The sequence below is a fragment of the Oleiphilus sp. HI0125 genome, assembly GCF_001635355.1.
Genome location: NZ_LWGF01000834.1, coordinates 1 through 21,404 on the forward strand (window position 1 = coordinate 1; position 21,404 = coordinate 21,404).

The window sequence follows — 21,404 nt, forward strand, 5'->3', positions numbered from 1 at the left end:
TGGCTCTGGCTCTGGCTCTGGCTCTGGCTCTGGCTCTGGCTCTGGCTCTGGCTCTGGCTCTGGCTCTGGCAAATCATTATAAGTTGCCGTATCACTTAATACCTCAACGACAGGCTCCATTTTTTGTTCGCTAGAATCACTATCTTCTTGTTCTGGCGCCTTTAGCTTAGGCATAAGGCCGCCAATCACACCACTAGTAATCGTGTTAACCTCAGGCTCCACAAACAATTGTGTTGCTTTAGGTACGGTCGATCGCTTACTGGTTTTTAATTGAGGATTTAGATCTGCGGATCTCGGAGCTTGGCTTGAGTTCGAATATGCTTTCTGGGTTGATTTAACTGGCGTTGTGTCGTCGCCAGAGGAGCTAAACATCTCACTAAAGTAGTCCTGCAATAGATCATCATTCTTACTATGAGCAGCAGGTTTATCGTTGTTGTGAGACACAGTACAGCTCGACCTATTCTCGGTGGATTAACGACAGTACTTAATGCGCGGCAGCATCAGTTTTGCTACGGAAAGCACGTTCAATTGAAGCTTAGTGTTGCGTTCAAGACGAAACGAAATCATCATCGTTGTTAGAAAAATCAGCATTGCTTCATACTCAGATGCATCTTTCTTACCGTTCAATACAGCATCGACATCAATGGTCGATTGCAATTCAAATCGATTTCGAAATAACTGAAGAGGCTTAGGCGCGGTAAATAGAGCATCTAAGTAATCTTCAATAATTTGATCGTTATAAAAGGCGTACTGCACATCATATATTTGCTGTGTCATCACCCTCTCCTTTTATATTCCGTTGGGTGTTTTCTCTAACAAGGTTTCAAGTAGTTTTTTGTATGCGCGCACACCGTGTGTCACGGCGTCTAAATCTGAGGGCACCACACCTTTGGTACTCGCATCTCTGAACTTCGTATCGACCGGGATCGCAAATTTCCAAACGTGATCACCCCATGTCTGTTTAATTGTTCGAAGACTTTGTAATGAGGCCTGTGTCCGTCTATCAAACATAGTCGGCAAAATAAGATGTTGTAGATTACTTTTTTGCGAGCGTATGACCATCGATAAAGTATGCATCATTCGCTCAAGCCCTTTGATAGCCAAAAACTCTGTCTGCACCGGGACAATTAACTGCTGGCTGGCTGCTAAAGAGTTGATCATAAGCACGCCGAGTGACGGAGAATTATCTAACAATACAAAATCATACTGATCCCATAACAGCGCTAGCGTCTTTGATATGATCAGGCCCATTCCATCAACACCCACCATACGTCTTTCAAGCGTCGCTAATGCTGTGGATGCAGGCATTAGATCTAGACCTGGGCAAGACGTTGCCGTTATGAGTTGTTCAGGCAAACCATCTGGCACTCTACCCTTGTGCATAAACAGGTCAAAAGTACTCTGCTCTATGGTGTCTGGATCATGACCAAAATAGCTGGTCAATGATCCATGCGGATCTAGATCCATTACAAGAACGCGTTTACCTTGCGATGCAAGGAGCCCCCCCAGGGATACAACCGTAGTGGTTTTACCAACCCCACCTTTTTGGTTTGCTATTGCCCAAATACGCACGTTCTTCCGACTCCTGAATTATATTTTTTGTACTGCAAAATCAATGAATTAGATATTAACACCACGCATCCATTGCTAAAACCCAGCGGCAAATATCTACGTCAACAATCTGACACACAACGCAACATTGCACATCTCATGCCAAACACGCTTGATGAAAATGAAACGAGATAAGTTAGCGAATAAGCGTACTGCGGACGTCGCCCGAACGGGAGACTAATAGAACAATTCGTCGGTTATCACTCCGACCTTCAGGAGTGTCATTACGAACAATAGGTGAATACTGACCAAACCCCATAGCCACCATGCGCGATTCTTCAATATTTTCGATCGCTAGAAGCTGTAAAAATGTCGTCGCCCTTAATGCAGAGAGCTCCCAATTATTCTGAAATTCACTATTTGAGACGCGCCGGTTATCAGTATGCCCCTCGATCAGAATGCCGTTTCCGCGATCACGCAATACACCCGCAATCTTTTTGATAACACCAAAAGCTTGCTCTGAAGGGATCACATCGCCACTTTCAAAAACGACGTTATCGCGTAGCGTTATCTCTACCCACTCATCAAGCAAAGTAACCGAAATCTTGTCTTCGTATATTAAGTCAGCAAAGCTATCTTCAAATTCGCCCGCTATCGACTCTAGTTGTTCATCATCAATATTGTCTTTGTTCGATTCGTAACGTTCATGACGACCTACAAGTAGAGGGTTCAGACCTTCGCTTTTGCTAAAACTTTCTGACTTATGGCTAATCTCACCAATTTGAATTGGTTCTAGACTTTTCTGACGGGTGTTGAAGACGCCCTCTAGCGTTTCTGATAGGACCTTATACTTCCCCTCATTAACCGAGGAGATCGAATACATCACAACGAAGAATGCGAACAAAAGCGTTATAAAATCTGCGTAGGATACTAACCAACGATCATGATTTTCATCTGCGGTAGTACGACGTTGTCGACGCATAGTCGTCCCCTAGACCTTGGCATGTTCGAGGTGTAAATACCCCTTAAGCTTCAGTTCCAAAGAACGAGGATTTTCACCTTCAGCGATCGATACCAATCCATCAATCACCATTTCATAATAGCGAGTTTGATGCTCTACCTTATGACGTATTTTGTTCGCAATCGGAAGAAATACTAAGTTAGCTAAACCCACTCCGTATATTGTTGCGACGAAGGCAGTCGCGATGCCAGCCCCCAATTGGCTTGGATCGGCAAGATTACTCATCACGTGAATCAGACCAAGCACAGCACCAATGATACCGATGGTCGGCGAGTATCCAGCCATCGAGTCATAGACTTTAGCCAAGTCTAAGTCCCGCTGCTCACGCGCAAGCATATCGACTTCTAGCACGCTTTGAATCGACTCAGGCTCAGCGCCGTCAACAAGGAGCTGAAGACCTTTTTTGCAGAAAGACTCGCGTTCTTTTGGGAGAACCGACTCCAAACCCAGCAAACCATCTTTGCGCGCACGAACACTCCACGACAGCAACTTATTAATACCGTCGTCAATTGATACATGAGGAGGAAAAAACACCCACTTTAAAGCCGAAGCGCTGCGCTTCAAGGTATGTGTAGGAGTTTGGACTAGAACAGCGGCAAGCGTGCCACCGATGACGATTAAAGCCGCTGGACCATTAATCAGAGAGTCGAACGTGCCGCCTTCAATCGCGTTACCGCCAAAGATCGCAACAAAAGCTAGTAATAGCCCTACGACACTCAGGTAATCCATTAGCTTAACCTATTTATTATTTGCTCACCGATTTCGTTAATATCAAGCGACCGATCACTGTAACCAGCTTTATCAACCACCATCGGCATTCCGTATACAACGCAAGATTCTTCTGTTTGAGTCCATACAGTCGAGCCGCCAGACTTCATTAGTCGGCACCCTTCTTTACCGTCTGAACCCATGCCTGTCAGAACAATCCCTAAAGCTTTACCAGGAAATGTCTTCGCCACTGAACCAAAGCTCAAATCAACTGATGGTTTGTACGTCAGCCTCTCATCGCCATCAAGCACAGATATAACCTTACGACCTGCTCTTTGACCAACAATCATTTGCTTGCCCCCTGGCGCCAAATAAGCTGTACCCGCTTCTAGATTATCGCCATCCACAGCTTGCTTTACTTTCACTTGGCTTAATCCATCCAAGCGCTCAGCAAAAGCAGGGGTAAATGTTGCCGGCATATGCTGAACAAGCAAAATAGGTACCGGAAAATTTTGAGGTAATTTAGTGACCACTTTTTGCAAAGCGACAGGACCACCGGTAGATGTACCGATAGCAACAATATCAACACTATGTCCTCTCCTAGAAGAGCCCGCAGCGTTAGAGTTAATGGATGTTGTAGGCGAAGTTGGCTTACTCGTTAAAGGACGACGCGTTGCCGCTTCGCTCCCTTTAGTCTCAGTAGTGCCTGACGTATTTGCAGAACGAAAACTACTCGCTTTGAATCGGTGACGGCCGGCGATTGAAAGAACGCGTTTACGAAGAATATCTTGCATCTTCGTGGCATCACGCGCGATATCTTCAAAGTTCTTAGGAAGAAAATCTACTGCCCCTGCGTCTAATGCATCAAGGGTTACTCTCGCCCCTTCGTGCGTCAGCGATGAAAACATTAGAATCGAGGTCGGTTGTTCGGACATAATCTGACGAACTGCTGAGATGCCATCCATAATAGGCATTTCATAATCCATCGTAATTACATCTGGTTTTAATTCGACATTTTTCTCGACGGCTTCTTTACCGTTTGTTGCCATACCAACGATTTCAATGCCGTTTACATTTTGCAGAATCTCGTTCAATCGTTTTCTAAAAAAAGCTGAATCATCAACTATCAGAACTTTTACTGTCATCCCTTACAAACCCTGCAAAACAACATTACGCGTAACGCGTTAATAAACTTGGAATATCTAGAATGAGGGCAATACGGCCATCACCTGTTATGGTTGCGCCCGCCATACCTGGCGTGCCATGCAACATGCCACCTAGCGGTTTAATTACGACCTCTTCCTGCCCAACTAATTGATCAACGATAAACCCAACCTTTTGAGTACCCACTGCAACAATCACAACGTGTGCGAATTCTGGATCTGTGGCACCACCATTTTTAACGAGCCATTGCTTGATATAAAACAATGGGTAAACATTGTCTCGGACAACAATACATTCTTGACCATCGACAACATTTGTCTTCGTTAAATCTAAGTGGAAAATTTCGACAACGCTTACGAGAGGGAATGCGAAAGACTGTTGCTCTAGCTTCACCATCAATGTCGGCATGATAGCTAGGGTCAACGGCACTTTGATCGTTAAACAGCTACCTTTACCAAGCTCTGAATCAATATTAACGCTGCCGTTGAGCTGCGTGATCTTTGTCTTCACGACATCCATACCGACACCGCGGCCTGACACATCAGAGATCTCTTCTTTCGTTGAGAAACCAGGTGCAAAAATCAGGTTGTAACACTCGTTGTCACTCAAGCGATCTGCGGCGTCCTGATCATAGACACCCTTTTCAACCGCCTTTCTTCGTAATACTTCGGGATCCATACCTGCGCCGTCATCACGGATGGATAGCAGAATATGGTCACCTTCTTGTTCGGCCGACAACAACACTTCACCAACACGAGGCTTACCGTTTGCTTCACGCACATCAGGCATTTCGATGCCATGATCAACCGCATTTCGAACCAAGTGAACGAGAGGATCTGAGAGAGCCTCAACTAAGTTCTTATCTAAATCAGTTTCTTCACCTTGTAAAACAAGGTTTACTTCTTTTCTTAGGTTTCTAGCTAGGTCACGTACAACACGAGGAAAACGTCCAAAAACTTTCTTAATTGGCTGCATTCGCGTTTTCATAACGGCGGACTGTAAGTCCCCCGTTACAACGTCAAGATTCGACACCGCCTTCTGCAAGGCTTCGTCAGTACTGTCATCCCCTAAACGTTTTAAACGATTACGGACCAATACCAGCTCGCCAACCATATTCATAATTTCGTCGAGTCGCTTCGTATCAACACGAACGGTCGTCTCGGTCGTCAAGCCATCTGCCCGCGCATTAGCCTTGGGTTTTGCCGCAGGCTTACTGGCAGAAGGACTGCTTGCTACTTTGGGTTTCGCAACAGGGCTTGTCTTAGCAGTAGGGGCTGACTGACTAACTTCCTTATTTTCCGGTGTTGAAACAGAAGACGGACTCGGAGGCGGCGTTGTCTGAGACTTATTCGCTTGAGGCGCTTCATTTGCAGGCCCTTTACCTTGGCCATGCAAATCATCAAGTAATTTTTCAAACTCGTCATCAGTAATCATGTCCGAATTTGATGATATAGAAGCCTCAGATTCTTTGGTCTCAGGTTTTTCAGGTTCAGCACTCGCTGCGGGAGTATCAGAAGCTGCTGAGCTCGCAGGATCAAACTTCCCTTCGCCATGAAGCTCATCAAGAAGTTTTTCGAATTCGTCATCGGTGATTTCATCAGAAGCACTAGCATCTGATGCCGTATTTGCTTTTGGCTCAGAAGGAATCGGAGACTCACTTGGAGCATCCGCGACTTTATGCTCTTGCAGCTCACCTATGAGGCTTTCAAATTCTTCATCAGAAATATCAGAATCACCTGCTGGAGGCGCATCTTGTGATGGAGCAGCATCATTTGTTGAGGCGGGTGTCTCTTGAGCTGGAGCTGAAGTTGGGCCATCAAGCGCGTCCAACAACATCTCAAATTCATCGTCTGTAATGTCGCCCTCAGCTGAAGCGATCTGGTCAACGATTTTTGCTGCTTCTTCAGCTGTTTGCTGATCTGTTGAAGGAGTTTGTGGAGCTGGCTCATTCGGAGCAGCTTCAGGTACTTCCTCTGCCACCGGCTCCGCGCCTTGTTCACATGCAAAGCGCTCTAAATCTTTTAATAGCGAAGGTTCTGCAGGACTCGGTTGTTCGCCAGAACGAACCTCATCAAACATGACATTAACGGAATCAAGTGCACGAAGCACCACATCCATTAATTCGGCGTCTACGGTTCTCTTACCGTTACGCAAGACATCAAACACATTTTCAGCAATATGACAGCAATCGACCAAGGCCTCTAACTGAAGAAACCCTGCCCCACCTTTAACGGTATGAAAGCCACGGAATATTGCATTGAGAAGATCTAGGTCTTCAGGGTTTTGTTCTAGTTCAACGAGCTGTTCAGATAACTGCTCAAGAATCTCACCAGACTCAACAAGAAAGTCCTGCAAGATCTCTTCATCTGGCTCAAAGCTCATTCACTAACCCCTTTGTATTCTTCCTAAAACCCTAAGCTTGATAAAAGGTCATCCACATCGTCTTGACCATTTACAACATCTTCGCGTTCTTCTCTTTTCATCTGTGGACCTTCGCCATCCATATTGGTTTCGATGGACTCAAGGTCGTGCACAGTACCTGTAATTTGATCGACCTTTCCGGCCATCCTTACAAGGTTAACGAGATTTTCTTCAACATCTTTAACTAAATTTGTTACACGATTGATAACTTGACCCGTTAAGTCCTGAAAATCCTGTGCAAGCAATATAGATGATAAATTTTTATATACCTTATCTGAGTCATTACCAAGTTGAGTCAAGAAGGTATCCATGCGCCCCGTTAGGTCTCTAAATTCACTAGGGCTCATTTCCTTACGGCGCAACTTTTGCCACTCTTGCTTAAGTTGATCAGCCTCATCTTTCATATGCGATGCATAAGGCATTGTTTCTTCAACAAGGTCTAAGGTTTTGTTGGCAGCGCTATTCGTCATATCAACGACGAAGGCTAGTCGGTCAGATGCATCATCAATTTTCGATAAAGCTTCTCGGCTTTGTGCATCACCGCAATCAATCTGAAAGTCGCGAATTGATTCATAGAGACTGCGAGTCAATCGACCTACTTCGACATAAAGTGTTTTATCACGAGTTTGATTAATCTCAGAGATGAGACTAAGCGCGGAAGACAAGTCGCCCTGATCAACGAGATCTTTTAGCTGACTTGTTTGTTCTTTAAGCAGTTGTTCAAAGCCTTCTACACCTTCAATGCTTTGCGCTGCTTGTGACGGAGTTAGTTCGTTCATAACAGTACTAGGCATCAATTCGTTCGAAGATTTTCTCGATTTTTTCTTTCAAGACGGCTGCTGTAAATGGCTTAACCACATACCCATTTACACCTGCTTGTGCCGCTGCAACGATCTGATCTCGTTTTGCTTCAGCGGTAACCATCAACACAGGTAAAGACTTTAAGTCATCATCTGCACGAACGGTCTTAAGCAAGTCAATACCAGTCATTCCTGGCATGTTCCAATCCGTCACGAGGAAGTCATACTTACCGGTTTTCAGCATCGGCAATGCAGTATTGCCGTCATCAGCCTCATCGGTATTTGTGAACCCTAAATCGCGAAGTAGGTTTTTAATAATGCGCCTCATTGTCGAAAAATCATCAACAACAAGGATTTTCATATCTTTATTCAAGTCGACCTCCATTCCTGTCGAAACCTTTGATAGCGTTTCAAACCCTAATATGAAGTCTAGACAGAGAAATGAGTCTAGCCAGTTTTTTTTATTGGAAAATCAAGAACTTTGATTAGTTATGGATAGTCGTAAATTACGAATCAATCCACTCATACATTCGTGCCTTTAAACGGATAGCTGCCTGTGAGTGAATTTGACTAACACGAGACTCACTCACATCAAGAATTAAGCCTATTTCTTTTAGATTCATCTCTTCTTCATAGTAAAGAGAAAGCACTAAATTTTCGCGTTCCGGCAAACGCTCTATCTCAGATGCTAGAGCTTTTTTAAACTGCTGCTCACTAAAGGAATCACTCGGTCGATCAGCAATCGAGCCACTCTCGACTTCAAAGCCTTGACCTTCAGAGTTTTCAGCCAGTTCCTCGAGTGAAAAAAGCTTACCGGCATTACTATCTTTCAGGCACGCAAAATATTCATCGAGAGACATTTCAAGCTCTGCGGCAATTTGCTCGTCACTCGCATCTTGCCCAGTTCTAGCCTCAATCGCTTTTACTGCTTCCGCGATGCGGCGCGCGTTGCGATGTACGGAACGAGGCACCCAATCGCCCTTACGGACTTCATCCATCATCGCGCCGCGAATTCGGATTCCGGCATAAGTCTCAAACGCCGCACCACGATCACTTTCGTATTTTTGCGCAGCCTCTAGCAGGCCAATCATGCCGGCCTGAATCAAATCATCGACTTGAACACTTGATGGAAGGCGAGCCATTAGATGATGTGCAATACGCTTTACTAAGGGCGCATGCTTCACGATCAACTCATCTGCGTACTGTGTTTCTTTTTCGTTATACATCAACAAAACAGTATGGCCCTGCCGTAAAAATACTGCATGGGGAATAAATCATTACGAGGCTAAAGCCAATCCTAGGCTTGCACTAAGCGCTCAACAAAAAACTCCAAATGTCCTCTTGGAGTGCTTGGTAATGGCCACGAATCAGCCTTTTGAGCGAGCTGCTTGAATGCTATAGATGCTTTAGCGCGGGGGTAAGCTTCTAATACAGGGCGCTGACGCTGGACAGCTTTGCGTACGTTTTCATCGTAAGGAACAGAACCTACATATTGGAGTGCAACATCAAGAAAACGTTCCGTCACAGAGGTAAGCTTTGAAAAGAGATGGCGCCCCTCTTCTGGGCTGCGAACCATATTTGCAAGGACACGAAAACGGTACATGTCGTAGTCGCGATTAAGCAGCTTTATTAATGCATAGGCATCGGTAATAGACGTTGGCTCATCGGTCACAACCACTAACACTTCTTGAGCTGCACGAACAAACGATACAACACCATCTGATATACCCGCTGCGGTATCCACAATCAGAACGTCAAGATCTTGTGATAATTCACTGAAGGCGTTGATTAAACCGGCGTGCTCTAGATGGTTAAGCGCAACCATCTTTTGCGTTCCGGATGCAGCCGGCACGATCTTTATTCCTTTGGGGCCTTCTACAAGAATATCGCGCAGACTTAAATCACCTGATATAACGTCTGAGATATTTCCTTTTGCGGTAATACCCAAGAGCACGTCGATATTTGCCAAACCTAAATCCGCATCGAGCAATGTCACTTTGCGACCTAGATCCGCTAAGGCTAAAGAAAGGTTGATCGATACATTACTTTTACCGACCCCACCCTTACCGCCAGTGACCGCTATAACTTGAACAGGGCTTGAATTCGCCATGCTGATGAATATCCTTTTGTTTTACTTCTTCTTCGCTTCGAGACAAGACAAACCTTAAAAGCGACTACCAACAACCAAAATAGGTGATTGGTGAAATTTGTCTAGTTGACGCCAGTGGTATTAAGCAAAATTGCTAACTGATTCGTCTACATGCTGCTGCGCATTCGCGTGGCTCGGAATTGTCACCCATCGCTCGGAACTATTCAATAATTCCTCCGCTTTATTGAGCAGACTTTGACGCTCCGCCAAATGAATATCTTCTGGAACTCTCTGGCCATCTGTTACATACGCGCAGGGAAGTTTACTCGCTATAAGGTAACTTAATGCTTCCCCAAAGCTTACAGCTTCGTCAAGTTTGGTAATAATTGTTCCCGCTAGCCCGACCATCTTGTAATGCTTATAGTTAGCCTTTATCACAGCATACTGACCCGTTGCCGGCATCACTAAGTAGTTTTGAATGCGATGCGCAGACATTTTTAATTCTTTAAGCTGCTCATTCCACGAACGATCAGACTGCATCAAACCAGCCGTATCCACCAATACAAGCTTGCGATCAGAGCATTTGTCTAGAATCGCATCTAAGCAATTATCCTCGTCAACAACATGCACTGGAACATTCAGAATTCTTCCAAACACTTTTAGCTGCTCGTGTGCGGCGATTCGGTAACGATCTGTTGTCACCAAAGCAATACTATCTGCCCCATGACGCATAACATAACGCGCAGCCAACTTACCAATCGTCATTGTTTTGCCACTTCCGGTAGGGCCGACAAGTGAAATCACGCCACCCATGTCGATGATTTCGCTATATTCTGTCTGAATCGCACCATGAATTTGTTTACGCACCTTTGCCCAAGCAGTATCAAAATCGCCTTCACTTGCAACGCTATCTAGCAATTGCTTCCGAATAGGCTGCTGAATCGCTAGACGCTCTAAGCGCTCATCTACGATCGATTGGCTTGGCGTCACAACAGCTTGAGGCATTGGTTCAATAGATTGTTGCGAAGTCGACTGTTTCGCCTGAGCAGAAATCATTTCGCGTAGTTCACGGAGCTCTTCCTGCATCACGTAAATCGGATCATCTTGCTTGCTCGAACGCTCATCATGATTGACTGCAGGAGTCGCCTGAATCTTATTCGTTTGACCAAACTGCTCTGTTTTAATGACGTTCTGTTCTTGCTTCACGCTCTCGATGCGGCGACGACTTCTATCCATTTCCGCCTGCAATTCGAGACTGCGCTCAGCGCGTTGTTTTGCGAGCTCGGACGCGCTCACTTGAGTTTCATCATTAGATACCTGAGCAACACCCTGCTCTGGCTGATCTTCATATTCGGCAGTTGCCAATATCTCGACACCACCATTTGTTTTTGAGTTTGAAAGAATCACCGCATCAGGGCCTAAATCTTCGCGTATCTGACGCAAAGCATCTTGCATTGAATGGGAGAAATAACGCTTAACTTTCATAACTCTTCACCTAAAGGCTTTTTTGACGACAACTTCCTGTAGTCAAATTATTGACCGACCGTCGACACTATATTTATTTGCTTGTTATCCGGAATCTCTTGATATGAAAGCACCCGAATACTGTCATTTACAAAGCGTGAGAACTTAGCCATCGCTGGGCGGACTGGCGCGGAAACCAAAAGTATTACGGGGTTTCCAAGCATTTCTTGTCGCTGCGTTACATCTGCTAGTGAACGCTGCAAGTTCTCCACAATACCGGGCTCCAAGACCATTCCGAGATCATCGGCACCGCCGGTTTTCTGTGCTTGCTGTACAGACTTAAGCAATAGCTGTTCCAATTCAGGCTCGAGTGTAATAACAGGAATTTCCGCCTCACCTTCAATCAGGGTTTGCACGATCATCCGCTTCAAGCCTTGCCGACAAGCTTCGGTCAACACTTCTGGCTCTGCGCCTTTGGGTGCGCGACTAATCAGAGCCTCAGCAATAGAACGCATGTCTTTAATTGGCACATCTTCTTGCAATAGATTCTGAAGTACTTTTAATAGAAAGGAGACACTTAAAGTGGTTGGCACTAATTCTTCAGCAAGTTTTGGCGCCTGCTTCGTCAACTGATCAATCCATTGCTGAACCTCTTCGTGACCCAATAGCTCATAAGCATGTTTTTGAAGAAGTTGGTTAAGATGCGTTGCGACAACAGTGCTTGCGTCCACAACGGTATAACCCAAGGCTTGAGCTTGATCTTTGTTCTCTGGATCGATCCAAACGGCTTCCATACCAAAAGCAGGATCGACACCCGCAATACCATCAATACTACCAAATACTTGCCCAGGATTAATCGCCAGCTCGCGATCGGGATGAATCTCTGCTTCGGCCAAGGTCACCCCCATCAAGGTGAGACGATAGACATTAGGCATGAGGTCAAGATTGTCGCGGATGTGCACTGATGGCATCAAGAATCCAAGCTCCTGTGAGAGCTTCTTGCGCACACCTTTTATACGACCCAAGAGCTGACCGCCCTGACCTTTATCAACCAAGGGTATTAATCGATAACCTACCTCTAGACCAATAATATCTACGGTCATCACATCATCCCAACCCAACTCTTTCTGGGACGATTCTTGTTGACCTTCTTGCCCCGCTGGAAGCTCTAGAGTTGAAGAGTCAGGTTGCACCTGCGCACTACCAACATTGGCTTGCGAGCCACGTTGAGGGACCGGCCCATCATAAGGTTCTACCTGCGGCTTTTTATTCTGGCGATCACGATACCAAGCCCCCGCGCCGACAAGAATACCAAGCGACAAAAACGCAAAATGCGGCATGCCAGGTACGATGCCCATCACGATTAGAATACCAGAGGCGATATACAAAGCCTTAGGCGACAAAAACATTTGATCAAGCACTTGTGATGACATGTCTTGTGTCGTACTAACACGCGTCACCATAATTGCCGCAGCGGTAGAAAGAAGTAACGATGGAATCTGTGCGACCAAGCCATCACCAATCGTAAGAAGCGAGTACTTTTGCATCGCATCATTGAACTCTAGTTGGTGCTGCAAAATGCCGATACTCAAACCGCCAATAATATTAATGGCTAAGATCAACAAACCCGCAATGGCATCACCACGTACGAACTTTGATGCACCATCCATCGCCCCATAAAAATCTGCTTCCGTGGCAACTTCTTCCCGACGCGACTTCGCCTCTTCTTGATTGATAATTCCTGCGTTAAGGTCTGCATCAATTGCCATTTGTTTGCCTGGCATCGCATCGAGTGTAAATCGAGCACTTACTTCAGATACACGCCCAGCACCCTTGGTCACGACCACAAAGTTGATGATCATTAAGATTGCGAATACAACTAGACCAACGGCGTAGTTGCCGCCAATAACCACTTCACCAAAGGCTTGAATTACTTTACCGGCTGCGTCCCCGCCCTCATGGCCTTCTAGGAGAACAACACGCGTTGACGCAACGTTTAATGCCAAACGTAGTAAGGTCGCAACCAACAAAACCGTAGGAAATATCGCAAACTCCATGGGGCGGAGCGCATAAACACAGACAAGAAGAACAACCAACGACAAGGCAATATTGAAGGTGAACAACAAGTCCAACAGGAAAGGAGGTACAGGCAAGGTCATCATGCCAAGCACCGCTATCAGCAATAGCGGAATGGCCATGTGGCTTTGAATAAATTTAAGCTGATTTAAGCCAAGACTTGTTTGCATAACACCTAATCAATTTTGTGATGATAACTACGAATGACGATTTTTCGTCACAACTATCGCTAGCTACAGTGTTTTGCAAAAATCGACCCAAGTTTTAACCCTGATCGATATTTTTTATAAGATGCTGCTAATCGTGCTGTAGATCATCCGGAATTGGGATATCAGGCATACTTGGGCGAGGTCTTGCACGTCTTCGGAATTGTTGTAACTGGAAGACATACGCAAGCACCTGAGCAACGGCCACATATAGACCCGAAGGCACCTCTTCCCCAACTTTTGAATTGTAATAAATCGAACGAGCAAGAGGCGGCGCAGCCACTAACTCAATATTATGCTCTCTACCGATTTCTCGGATTTTCATAGCAACCTCATCCACTCCCATCGCAAGCACGATTGGCGCATCGTCTTGATCAGGCTTGTAACGCAGGGCGATTGAGTAATGTTCGGGATTGGTAATAATGACGTCGGCTTGAGGAACGTCTTGCATCATGCGCCGCTGAGAAATTTCACGCTGGAGCTGACGAACACGACCCTTAACTTCAGGTTTACCCTCAGTGTCTTTGAATTCGTCTTTGACTTCTTGTTTGGTCATTTTCAGATTCTTATTGTGATCGTACATCTGAAAAGGAACATCAACAGCTGCAATAATAATCATCGTGCAAGACAGAAAAAAGAAACTCCAACCCAAAATATCGGCAGCATGAGCCATCGCCGTGACGGTCGCCTGATTGGCAATACCTAACAACTCTTCGGTATGAATTTGAAGTAAAACAACCGCGAAAAATAAGACAATCCCGACCTTGGCAATCGCCTTGGCAAGCTCTACGAGAGATTTGAGCGAAAACATCCTCTTCAAACCTTTCAATGGATTCATACGGCTAAATTTAGGCGCGACAGCTTTGGGCGCTATCAGCCAACCACCAAGCGCAATAGAGCCGGCAATTGCTGCAATAAAGAGCATTACCATTAAAGGCATCGTGACGAGCATGGCTTCGCCCGCAGCGTCCAGCAAATAAAGGCCCATTTGGTGATAATCAAAAACAACTTCGCGTGGCAACACAAAGCTATGCTTCATGATCTCAACCATCGTTTCGCCAATTTGCGCGCCAAAGATCAGAAGCCCGCCCGTACCTACAATCAAAAGCAAGGCCGTGTTCAGTTCTTTTGAGCGCGCAACCTGCCCCTCCTCCTTGGCTTTTTCTATTCGCCTGGGGGTGGGTTCTTCGGTTTTTTCCTGACTGCTATCGTTACCTTCTTCTGCCATCTAAAAGCCCTGCATATCACGCAAAAATAAGAAGGTGTCGGTACTGAAATTATCAAACTGGGGCAATAAGCCTGAAATGCTCACCCAGACAATAAACAAACCGAACAACATACCGATTGGAAAACCCAAAGAAAAAACGTTCATCTGCGGCGCGGCACGCGTCATGATGCCGAACGACAAATTTATGATCAGCACCGCCGTAATGGCAGGCAACGCAATCACTAGCGCAGATGCAAACAACCAATTTATGCGCATCAGGAATCCCCAGAGATCCCCTCGCGACACGCTATTTGGGCCGATAATTTGGTCTGAAATAGGCCACGCCTGAAAACTTTGAACTGCCACTTCGATCATAACGAGGTGGCCATTCATCGAAAGAAAGATAAGCGTCACGCAAACTAAAAATATCTGAGATAGGATTGGGACATTTACCCCGTTACTCGGATCGATCATCGACGCAAAACCTAGGCCCATCTGCATGGCGATCATCTGACCTGCAGCAACAAACAGCTGCATCAAAAACACAAACATTAAGCCCATTAAGGTACCGATAAAAATTTGCTGCAAGGTCACATACATCGCAGTAAAAGATAAGGGTTCAATTTCAGGAACAGGTGGAAGCAAAGGAGCAACAAGCAACGTTACGACGAATGCTAAACCAACACGAACGCGCATCGGAACTAACTGCGTGCCGATGACCGGAATCACCATAAAGAAACTCGCAATTCTGAACAGCGGCCATAACCATGCAGCCACCCAAGCCCCTATTTGCGCATCTGTAAAAACCATTGCTAGCCTATCAGCACTGGAATGTTGTGAATGAGACGCTCTGAGAAATCGATGATCTTTTGCATCATGAATGGACCTGCGGCAATGAGTACCACCAGCGTGACCAATAAACGAGGCAAAAAGCTAAGTGTTTGTTCGTTAATTTGCGTGGCAGCCTGAAATACACTCACCATTAAACCGACAAGCAAACCTGGCGTTAGAATGAGAGCGACAAGCAATACGATCAGATAAATCGCGTCACTCACTAAATCGATAGCAACATCAGGTGTCATACGCCCTCCCCTCAAGTAGCTTCGTCATATTCCAAAACTCGCGGCTAAGGTGCCCATAATCAATGCCCAGCCGTCAATTAAAACGAAGAACATAATTTTAAAAGGTAGAGAAATAATAATTGGAGATAGCATCATCATACCCATCGCCATTAAGACGCTCGCTACAACCATATCAATCACCAAAAATGGCAGGAACAATATAAACCCGATTTGAAATGCTGTTTTCAATTCACTAGTGACGAATGCAGGCATCAACACCCAAAACGATACCTCTTCAGGACTAGCCGCTTGTTTGCCAGATATGCGCATGAACAGCGCCAAGTCATCTTCTCGCGTTTGAGCCATCATAAACTCTCTGAAAGGAACACTGGCCTTTTCTACTGCTTCAAGTGGTGCTAGCTCCTCAGCCATATACGGTTGGATAGCTTCTGCATTCACTCTTTCAAGCACTGGCGTCATGATGAAGATTGTAAGGAATAAGGTCAGACCAAGAATAATTTGATTCGACGGTGTCTGCTGAAGACCAAGTGCTTGTCGCAAAATAGCAAACACCACAATGATCCGCGTAAACGATGTCATCATCATTAACATCGCAGGCAAAAAAGTTAGCGCTGTCATCAGCGCCAGAATTTGCAGCGTTACAGAATAAGACTGAGACCCGTCTTCATTCGTTATCAACTGCAATGCTGGAATACCAGAGTCGGCTGCGAAACCAAAAGAAGGCACAAGCAACGCTAAGATCGAGAATAAAACAGCCTTCACTTATTCACTCCCTTTTGAACTTTGCTTGCTAATAATAGATTGGAGTTTTTCGGCAAACTCACTCGGTTTCGCCGATACCGAGGGCTTAATTGGCGCTTCATCGAAATGATGCAGCAAGGAAATCTGCTGCGAAGTCACGCCGATCAAGAATTGCTCACCACGAACATCTAGCACTGCAACACGCTCCCGCGTTCCAATCGCCATGGCAGAAACAACTTTTAAATCGTTCGATCCCATACCGGTTAAACCTGTAAAACGCTTGACGATAAAGGCGATCAATAAGATACAGGCAACCATACCTAGCAGCGTGAGCATCACAAAAGGCCAATTGGATGCTTCAGAAACAGTGACTTTTGGAGAAGAAAGAAGGCCGTCAGAATCAAGTATGTTTTGAGAAGCCGACGACTGATTAGAATCCAAACCCTCAGATTCTATTGTTGTCACTAGGCTTTTTTCAGCAGCCTCCTGCTCCGACAAATCTGAGCGTTCAACTGACTCTACGGTTTGAGTATTACTATTTTGTTCTGAAGTGATCGTTTTCTGCGTCGCAAGCGCATTGAAGCTCAGCAAAGTAATCATTAGAAGGATCAACAGACGCACAATTTACCTCACTTACGCCAAATCCAGCGCTGCCTAGTTAGCCTAGGCGACGAATGCGTTCTGATGGACTTACAACGTCCGTCAAACGAATACCGAACTTATCGTTCACCATAACCACTTCGCCATGGGCAATTAGCGTACCGTTAACCAGTACATCTAATGGCTCGCCTGCCAATCGATCCAATTCAACAACAGAGCCCTGATTCAGCTGTAATAAATTACGAATAGGAATTGACGTATTCCCAACTTCCATCGAGATGGTCACCGGAATATCTAAAATCACGTCCAGATCGGGAGTTTCAGAACCAGTACCCAGACCTGCACTAGCTTGATGAGCTGTGCCAGAGAAACTTTCCAAGGGCGCTGCCTGAATATCATTCTCTTCGCCACCTAAGGCTTCAGCCTCGGCCATCGCCGCGGCCCATTCATCCTCAGCGTCACCACCAGCATCGCCAGACTCTTCCATCGCAGCTTCCCATTCAGATGCTAACTTCTCGTCTTCACTTTGACCGTCGTTTTGGGTTTCGTTATCACTCATCTTCGTCTACCAAGCTGGTTGAAGCGGTTGTTGGCCGCTCTATTTTGTCCTTAATCATCAATGCCAGTGATCCATTTTTCTGGCCTAACTGAGCATAAAACATAGGTATTTTGTTTGCCGATACCATGGCATATTCAGGTAAATCTACGGAAATAATGTCGCCTTCTTTTAAATTCGACACTTCACGTAAACTAATTTGGTTTTCTAGTAGGGTTGCGTTAATCGGCACGTTTGCGCTGAGTAAATCTTCACGCATCGTGTTCACCCAACGTTCATCAATTTCATCAACGTCGCTTTGCACACCGGCATCAAGCAGCTCGCGCATAGGCTCAATCATCGAGTAAGGCAGCGCCAAATGCAGGTCACCGCCACCGCCATCTAATTCAATATGGAATGTACTGATTACAACCACCTCACTTGGGCTGACTATATTCGCCATTGAGGGGTTCACTTCAGAATTCACATACTCAAAATCAACTTTAAAAATCGCATTCCAAGCCTCTTTCATATCGATAAAGACTTGTTCCAATACCATTTGGACAACACGATTTTCTGTTGGAGTAAACTCGCGCCCTTCGATTTTAGCGTGTCGCCCGTCTCCCCCAAAGAAGTTGTCAACGAGCTTGAAGACTAACTTCGCATCAAGAATAAATAGCCCTGAGCCACGCAAGGGGCGCATTTTGACGATATTTAAACTTGTTGGAACGTAGAGCGTATGAATATATTCGCCAAACTTCATAATCTGAACGCCACCTGTGGAAACGTCAGCATTACGTCGCAATAAGTTAAACAAGCTAATTCTGGTATATCGTGCAAAACGCTCATTGATCATTTCAAGCGTTGGCATTCGCCCACGAACAATACGGTCTTGGCTAGCTAGATCATAGGAACGGACGCCGTCTTCAGAATGATCCTCTTCGGTGTCTATATCTCCATCATCTACGCCATGAAGTAGCGCATCGATTTCGTCTTGTGAGAGTAAGTCTTGCACGAAAGCTAATAACCTTTTCTTACTGCATTACGAAGTTTGTAAAATACACAGCCTCAATAGGAGGCTCACCTTCGGCTTCAAGAACAGCATTGATTGAAGTAAGCGTTTCAGCAATCAGCGCTTCCTTTCCTTCAATTGTTTGAGCCATTTTGAAATCCGCTCCGCCATATAAGGCGTTTAGCTTCGAACGTATCGACGGCATGTGATAATCGACTGCATCTAAAGCAGCTTGATCACGCCCCATAACGTTTAAGCTTACCTGCATATAACGTTGGCGACCGTCTACCATCAACGTCGCAAGTACAGGTGGTTTTAAATCCATATAAATAGCAGGCTGAATCTCTGGCGTCGTGTCGTCACTCGCTTCAGATTCTCCGCCTGCCATCAAGAAATACGTCACACCGCCAGCTATTGCCAACAAAAGTACAACTAAGCCAATGATAACAAACAGTTTTTTCTTTGATCCCGTTGCTTCCTGCTCAGCGCCCTGCTCTTCATTTTCTGGCTTTTCTTTATCTGCCACGTCAAAATCTCGTCAATTATGTATTGATTAATTAGGCGTTGTAGTTATTCAGCAATCTATATGCCAATCACTACAACAGAATTGCCGTAAGTGAGTTATGCGCCTCACTTACGGAACCGAGCAGATTCTAGCTGATTCGCTTTCTATTTATTGCTTTGTTAAGCAAGAGTAATGCGAAAAGAAGGGGCGCACGAACGCGTGCCCCTATGTTGACTTGATGTATTAGGCGTAAGCGTCGACCAAACTATCGCTCAAACTGACGTTTTGATTTGGATTATCCGAGACAACACTTTGATGATTTTGCGGTGTACTCGTACCAGCACTATACGCCACAGATTGATCTTCTTGACCACCTTGCTCAGGCGACGACTCTTGGCCAGAGCTTTGACCTAACGATTGCTCGCCTGCGTCAGCAAGTTCCTCAGAGCTGCCATTCAGCATTTCTTTTAGCTTGTGAATATTCGCCTCAAGTAATTCGCGCACACCTTGGTTCTGAGCATTGATGTTTATAGAACTTTGCTCAGCACCGATCTGAATTTTTATATCAATCGGTCCCATATCAGCAGGATTCAAATGCAATTCGGCCTGTTGAATATTACGAGCACTCATCCACATCAACTTTTGATTTAACTGATTTGACCAGTCGGGGTCATCAACAGCTAATGGCAATGAACTAACATAAGCTTTACCCGCTTGTGACTCCGGCACTCTGCTATCTGAAACGAGGCGTTGATTCGTCAAACCCTCAAATTTGCTCAGACCTAAGTCAGGCGCATCGTCAACATTCTGGATACCACGAGAACTTAGCTCGAACTGCAGCTTCGCTCTAAAATCACTTTCGGAAACAAGCGCACTACTTTCAGGTTGCAGCGAAGTACTCGTGATGTTTGCCGCGTTAGCATTATACGGAGAGTTGCTGGTCAGACCTGCAGAGGTATTTGCGTTTTGCGAAGCAGCTGCTTGAACTTGTGCTTGAGCTAAACCTTCAACCCGCATACTGGATGCAGCGTTCGACAATGCTGGCCCTGCAGCGCTTACCTGCGCCATCATAGTATTACCAACCTTCATTGCACCTACGACATCAGATGCACCATCAGCAGCGTTCGGACTTGTATCGGTGCGTATAACCGAAGTCCTACTATTCAACACTGTCTCACCAACGGCCGAATTTACTTGCCCGTCCTTAGCAGATACTTCAAAACCATTCCCAAGGGACTGAGGAGACTTGGCAATCGGATTTAGCGCGGAAGAATCCACTGGCTTACCGTTAATCGAGACAGTAAGCTCTCCGCTAAAAATAGGATGTGCAAAATTCATTTGGCCATTCTGCGAACTAGATACAGCAGCAGAAGCCGCCACGCCATCTTTACCCAAACTTAAGCCCTCATTTGAAACGATCGCAGAACGTTGAAATGAATTCCCTAAGTTAGTTTGCGAATCGCTACTAGCCGCGCCATCAACACCAACTAATGGTGCAGAAGATCCCGCGATCGCGCTTTGGCCATGGGGCGTCAAAGCCTGGCCATTCGAATTGTTAACACTCGCTTGCTCAGAACTCGTTGATTGCCCAAACTCAGACCTGAGATCTGACGCTGTGTTTGCTAACGAGGATGCACTGCCATTCTTACCCACCTGATTAACAGCGCTAAATACTACGCCTTTGACAGTTTGGAGCTCTGTATCTGGTGTAATAGTTACATTCTGGCCCAACTGAGAGCTCAATACTGATGAATTAATCCCACTATTAACTTGCCCTGATACGAATGCGGCCGTGGAATCAAATTCATCTGTACTGGCTGAATTAGTTAATCCATTCCATTCGGGCTGATCGGCTTGCGGCAATTCTCCGTCTTTTGGCGGTAACGGATTGCCACTTTCATCGTGAGCTTGAGGACTTGCCGAATGCGATATTGAATTAGACAATACTGTTTGATCGCCGGAATGTGCGCCTAAGGGTTCTGATTTTTCTACCTTAGTTTGAGCTTTATTAAAAACCTTACCGAAGGCCTCAGACGAGCCATTCTGGGCTTTAACCGTCGCTGCTCCCGTCTCAATTAACTCTGAGTTCGGTGCACCGGACACTGGAAGTAATGACAATTGCTGCATAATTTTTAACGAACAACGTTATTTAATAATTAATTATGCAATCAACGATACAAAGATCATGCCGACAAGTGTTTATCGGCGCATAGATATATTAA

General features: G+C 45.5%; 22 protein-coding genes. All 22 read right to left on the reverse strand.

Annotated elements, in window-relative coordinates:
* The coding region (locus A3762_RS13505) for a hypothetical protein (RefSeq protein ID WP_197469256.1) at positions 1–444 on the reverse strand (444 nt) is incomplete at its 3' end.
* A gap of 27 nt (positions 445–471) precedes the next feature.
* Positions 472–777: a hypothetical protein gene (locus A3762_RS13510; RefSeq protein WP_068756078.1), complete on the reverse strand. Its 306-nt coding sequence runs from the start codon at positions 775–777 to the stop codon at positions 472–474.
* Positions 778–789: 12 nt separating this feature from the next.
* Entirely contained in the window at positions 790–1,572 is a 783-nt protein-coding gene (locus A3762_RS13515) for a ParA family protein (RefSeq protein ID WP_068756080.1), read from the reverse strand.
* Positions 1,573–1,747: 175 nt separating this feature from the next.
* The gene (motD, locus tag A3762_RS13520; RefSeq protein ID WP_068480062.1) at positions 1,748–2,533 is read right to left on the reverse strand and encodes a flagellar motor protein MotD; all 786 of its coding nucleotides are present in this window, start codon (positions 2,531–2,533) and stop codon (positions 1,748–1,750) included.
* Positions 2,534–2,542: 9 nt separating this feature from the next.
* Complete coding sequence (locus A3762_RS13525) at positions 2,543–3,301, reverse strand: flagellar motor protein (protein WP_068756082.1); 759 nt, start codon at positions 3,299–3,301, stop codon at positions 2,543–2,545.
* Positions 3,301–4,425, reverse strand: a complete 1,125-nt coding sequence (locus tag A3762_RS13530) for a chemotaxis response regulator protein-glutamate methylesterase (protein WP_068756084.1) — start codon at positions 4,423–4,425, stop codon at positions 3,301–3,303. Before A3762_RS13530 ends, A3762_RS13525 begins: the two co-directional genes overlap by 1 nt.
* A gap of 25 nt (positions 4,426–4,450) precedes the next feature.
* On the reverse strand, positions 4,451–6,826 hold the full coding sequence (locus A3762_RS13535) for a chemotaxis protein CheA (protein WP_068756086.1): 2,376 nt from the start codon (positions 6,824–6,826) through the stop codon (positions 4,451–4,453).
* Positions 6,827–6,849: 23 nt separating this feature from the next.
* A complete protein-coding gene (locus A3762_RS13540; RefSeq protein ID WP_068756107.1) occupies positions 6,850–7,644 on the reverse strand; it encodes a protein phosphatase CheZ in 795 nt (264 codons plus the stop codon).
* 7 nt (positions 7,645–7,651) lie between these two features.
* Positions 7,652–8,038, reverse strand: coding sequence for a chemotaxis response regulator CheY (cheY, locus tag A3762_RS13545; protein ID WP_068480161.1), 387 nt, complete (start codon positions 8,036–8,038; stop codon positions 7,652–7,654).
* A 133-nt stretch (positions 8,039–8,171) separates the two neighbouring features.
* Positions 8,172–8,891 carry an RNA polymerase sigma factor FliA gene (locus A3762_RS13550; protein ID WP_068756088.1) on the reverse strand — a complete coding sequence of 240 codons (720 nt, stop codon included), beginning with the start codon at positions 8,889–8,891 and terminating at the stop codon, positions 8,172–8,174.
* A 71-nt stretch (positions 8,892–8,962) separates the two neighbouring features.
* Positions 8,963–9,775: a MinD/ParA family protein gene (locus A3762_RS13555; protein WP_068756090.1), complete on the reverse strand. Its 813-nt coding sequence runs from the start codon at positions 9,773–9,775 to the stop codon at positions 8,963–8,965.
* A gap of 120 nt (positions 9,776–9,895) precedes the next feature.
* The gene (flhF, locus tag A3762_RS13560; protein WP_068756092.1) at positions 9,896–11,239 is read right to left on the reverse strand and encodes a flagellar biosynthesis protein FlhF; all 1,344 of its coding nucleotides are present in this window, start codon (positions 11,237–11,239) and stop codon (positions 9,896–9,898) included.
* Positions 11,240–11,286: 47 nt separating this feature from the next.
* Positions 11,287–13,464, reverse strand: coding sequence for a flagellar biosynthesis protein FlhA (flhA, locus tag A3762_RS13565; RefSeq protein ID WP_068756094.1), 2,178 nt, complete (start codon positions 13,462–13,464; stop codon positions 11,287–11,289).
* Positions 13,465–13,591: 127 nt separating this feature from the next.
* Complete coding sequence (gene flhB / locus A3762_RS13570; protein WP_068756096.1) at positions 13,592–14,728, reverse strand: flagellar biosynthesis protein FlhB; 1,137 nt, start codon at positions 14,726–14,728, stop codon at positions 13,592–13,594.
* A complete protein-coding gene (fliR, locus tag A3762_RS13575) occupies positions 14,729–15,517 on the reverse strand; it encodes a flagellar biosynthetic protein FliR (protein ID WP_068756098.1) in 789 nt (262 codons plus the stop codon).
* A 2-nt stretch (positions 15,518–15,519) separates the two neighbouring features.
* Positions 15,520–15,789, reverse strand: coding sequence for a flagellar biosynthesis protein FliQ (gene fliQ, locus A3762_RS13580; RefSeq protein ID WP_068480035.1), 270 nt, complete (start codon positions 15,787–15,789; stop codon positions 15,520–15,522).
* 24 nt (positions 15,790–15,813) lie between these two features.
* Positions 15,814–16,551: a flagellar type III secretion system pore protein FliP gene (gene fliP / locus A3762_RS13585; protein WP_068480033.1), complete on the reverse strand. Its 738-nt coding sequence runs from the start codon at positions 16,549–16,551 to the stop codon at positions 15,814–15,816.
* Positions 16,552–17,151 carry a flagellar biosynthetic protein FliO gene (gene fliO, locus A3762_RS13590; protein WP_156493452.1) on the reverse strand — a complete coding sequence of 200 codons (600 nt, stop codon included), beginning with the start codon at positions 17,149–17,151 and terminating at the stop codon, positions 16,552–16,554.
* Positions 17,152–17,188: 37 nt separating this feature from the next.
* Positions 17,189–17,689: a flagellar motor switch protein FliN gene (gene fliN, locus A3762_RS13595; protein WP_068480029.1), complete on the reverse strand. Its 501-nt coding sequence runs from the start codon at positions 17,687–17,689 to the stop codon at positions 17,189–17,191.
* Entirely contained in the window at positions 17,682–18,680 is a 999-nt protein-coding gene (fliM, locus tag A3762_RS13600; RefSeq protein ID WP_068756102.1) for a flagellar motor switch protein FliM, read from the reverse strand. The genes fliN and fliM overlap by 8 nt, the downstream gene beginning before the upstream one ends.
* Before the next feature lie 19 nt (positions 18,681–18,699).
* Positions 18,700–19,203 carry a flagellar basal body-associated FliL family protein gene (locus A3762_RS13605; protein ID WP_068756104.1) on the reverse strand — a complete coding sequence of 168 codons (504 nt, stop codon included), beginning with the start codon at positions 19,201–19,203 and terminating at the stop codon, positions 18,700–18,702.
* Between the two features lie 222 nt (positions 19,204–19,425).
* Positions 19,426–21,309 (reverse strand): flagellar hook-length control protein FliK, encoded by a 1,884-nt coding sequence (locus A3762_RS13610; protein WP_068756106.1) that lies wholly within the window; start codon positions 21,307–21,309, stop codon positions 19,426–19,428.
* Between the last annotated feature and the right edge of the window lie 95 nt (positions 21,310–21,404).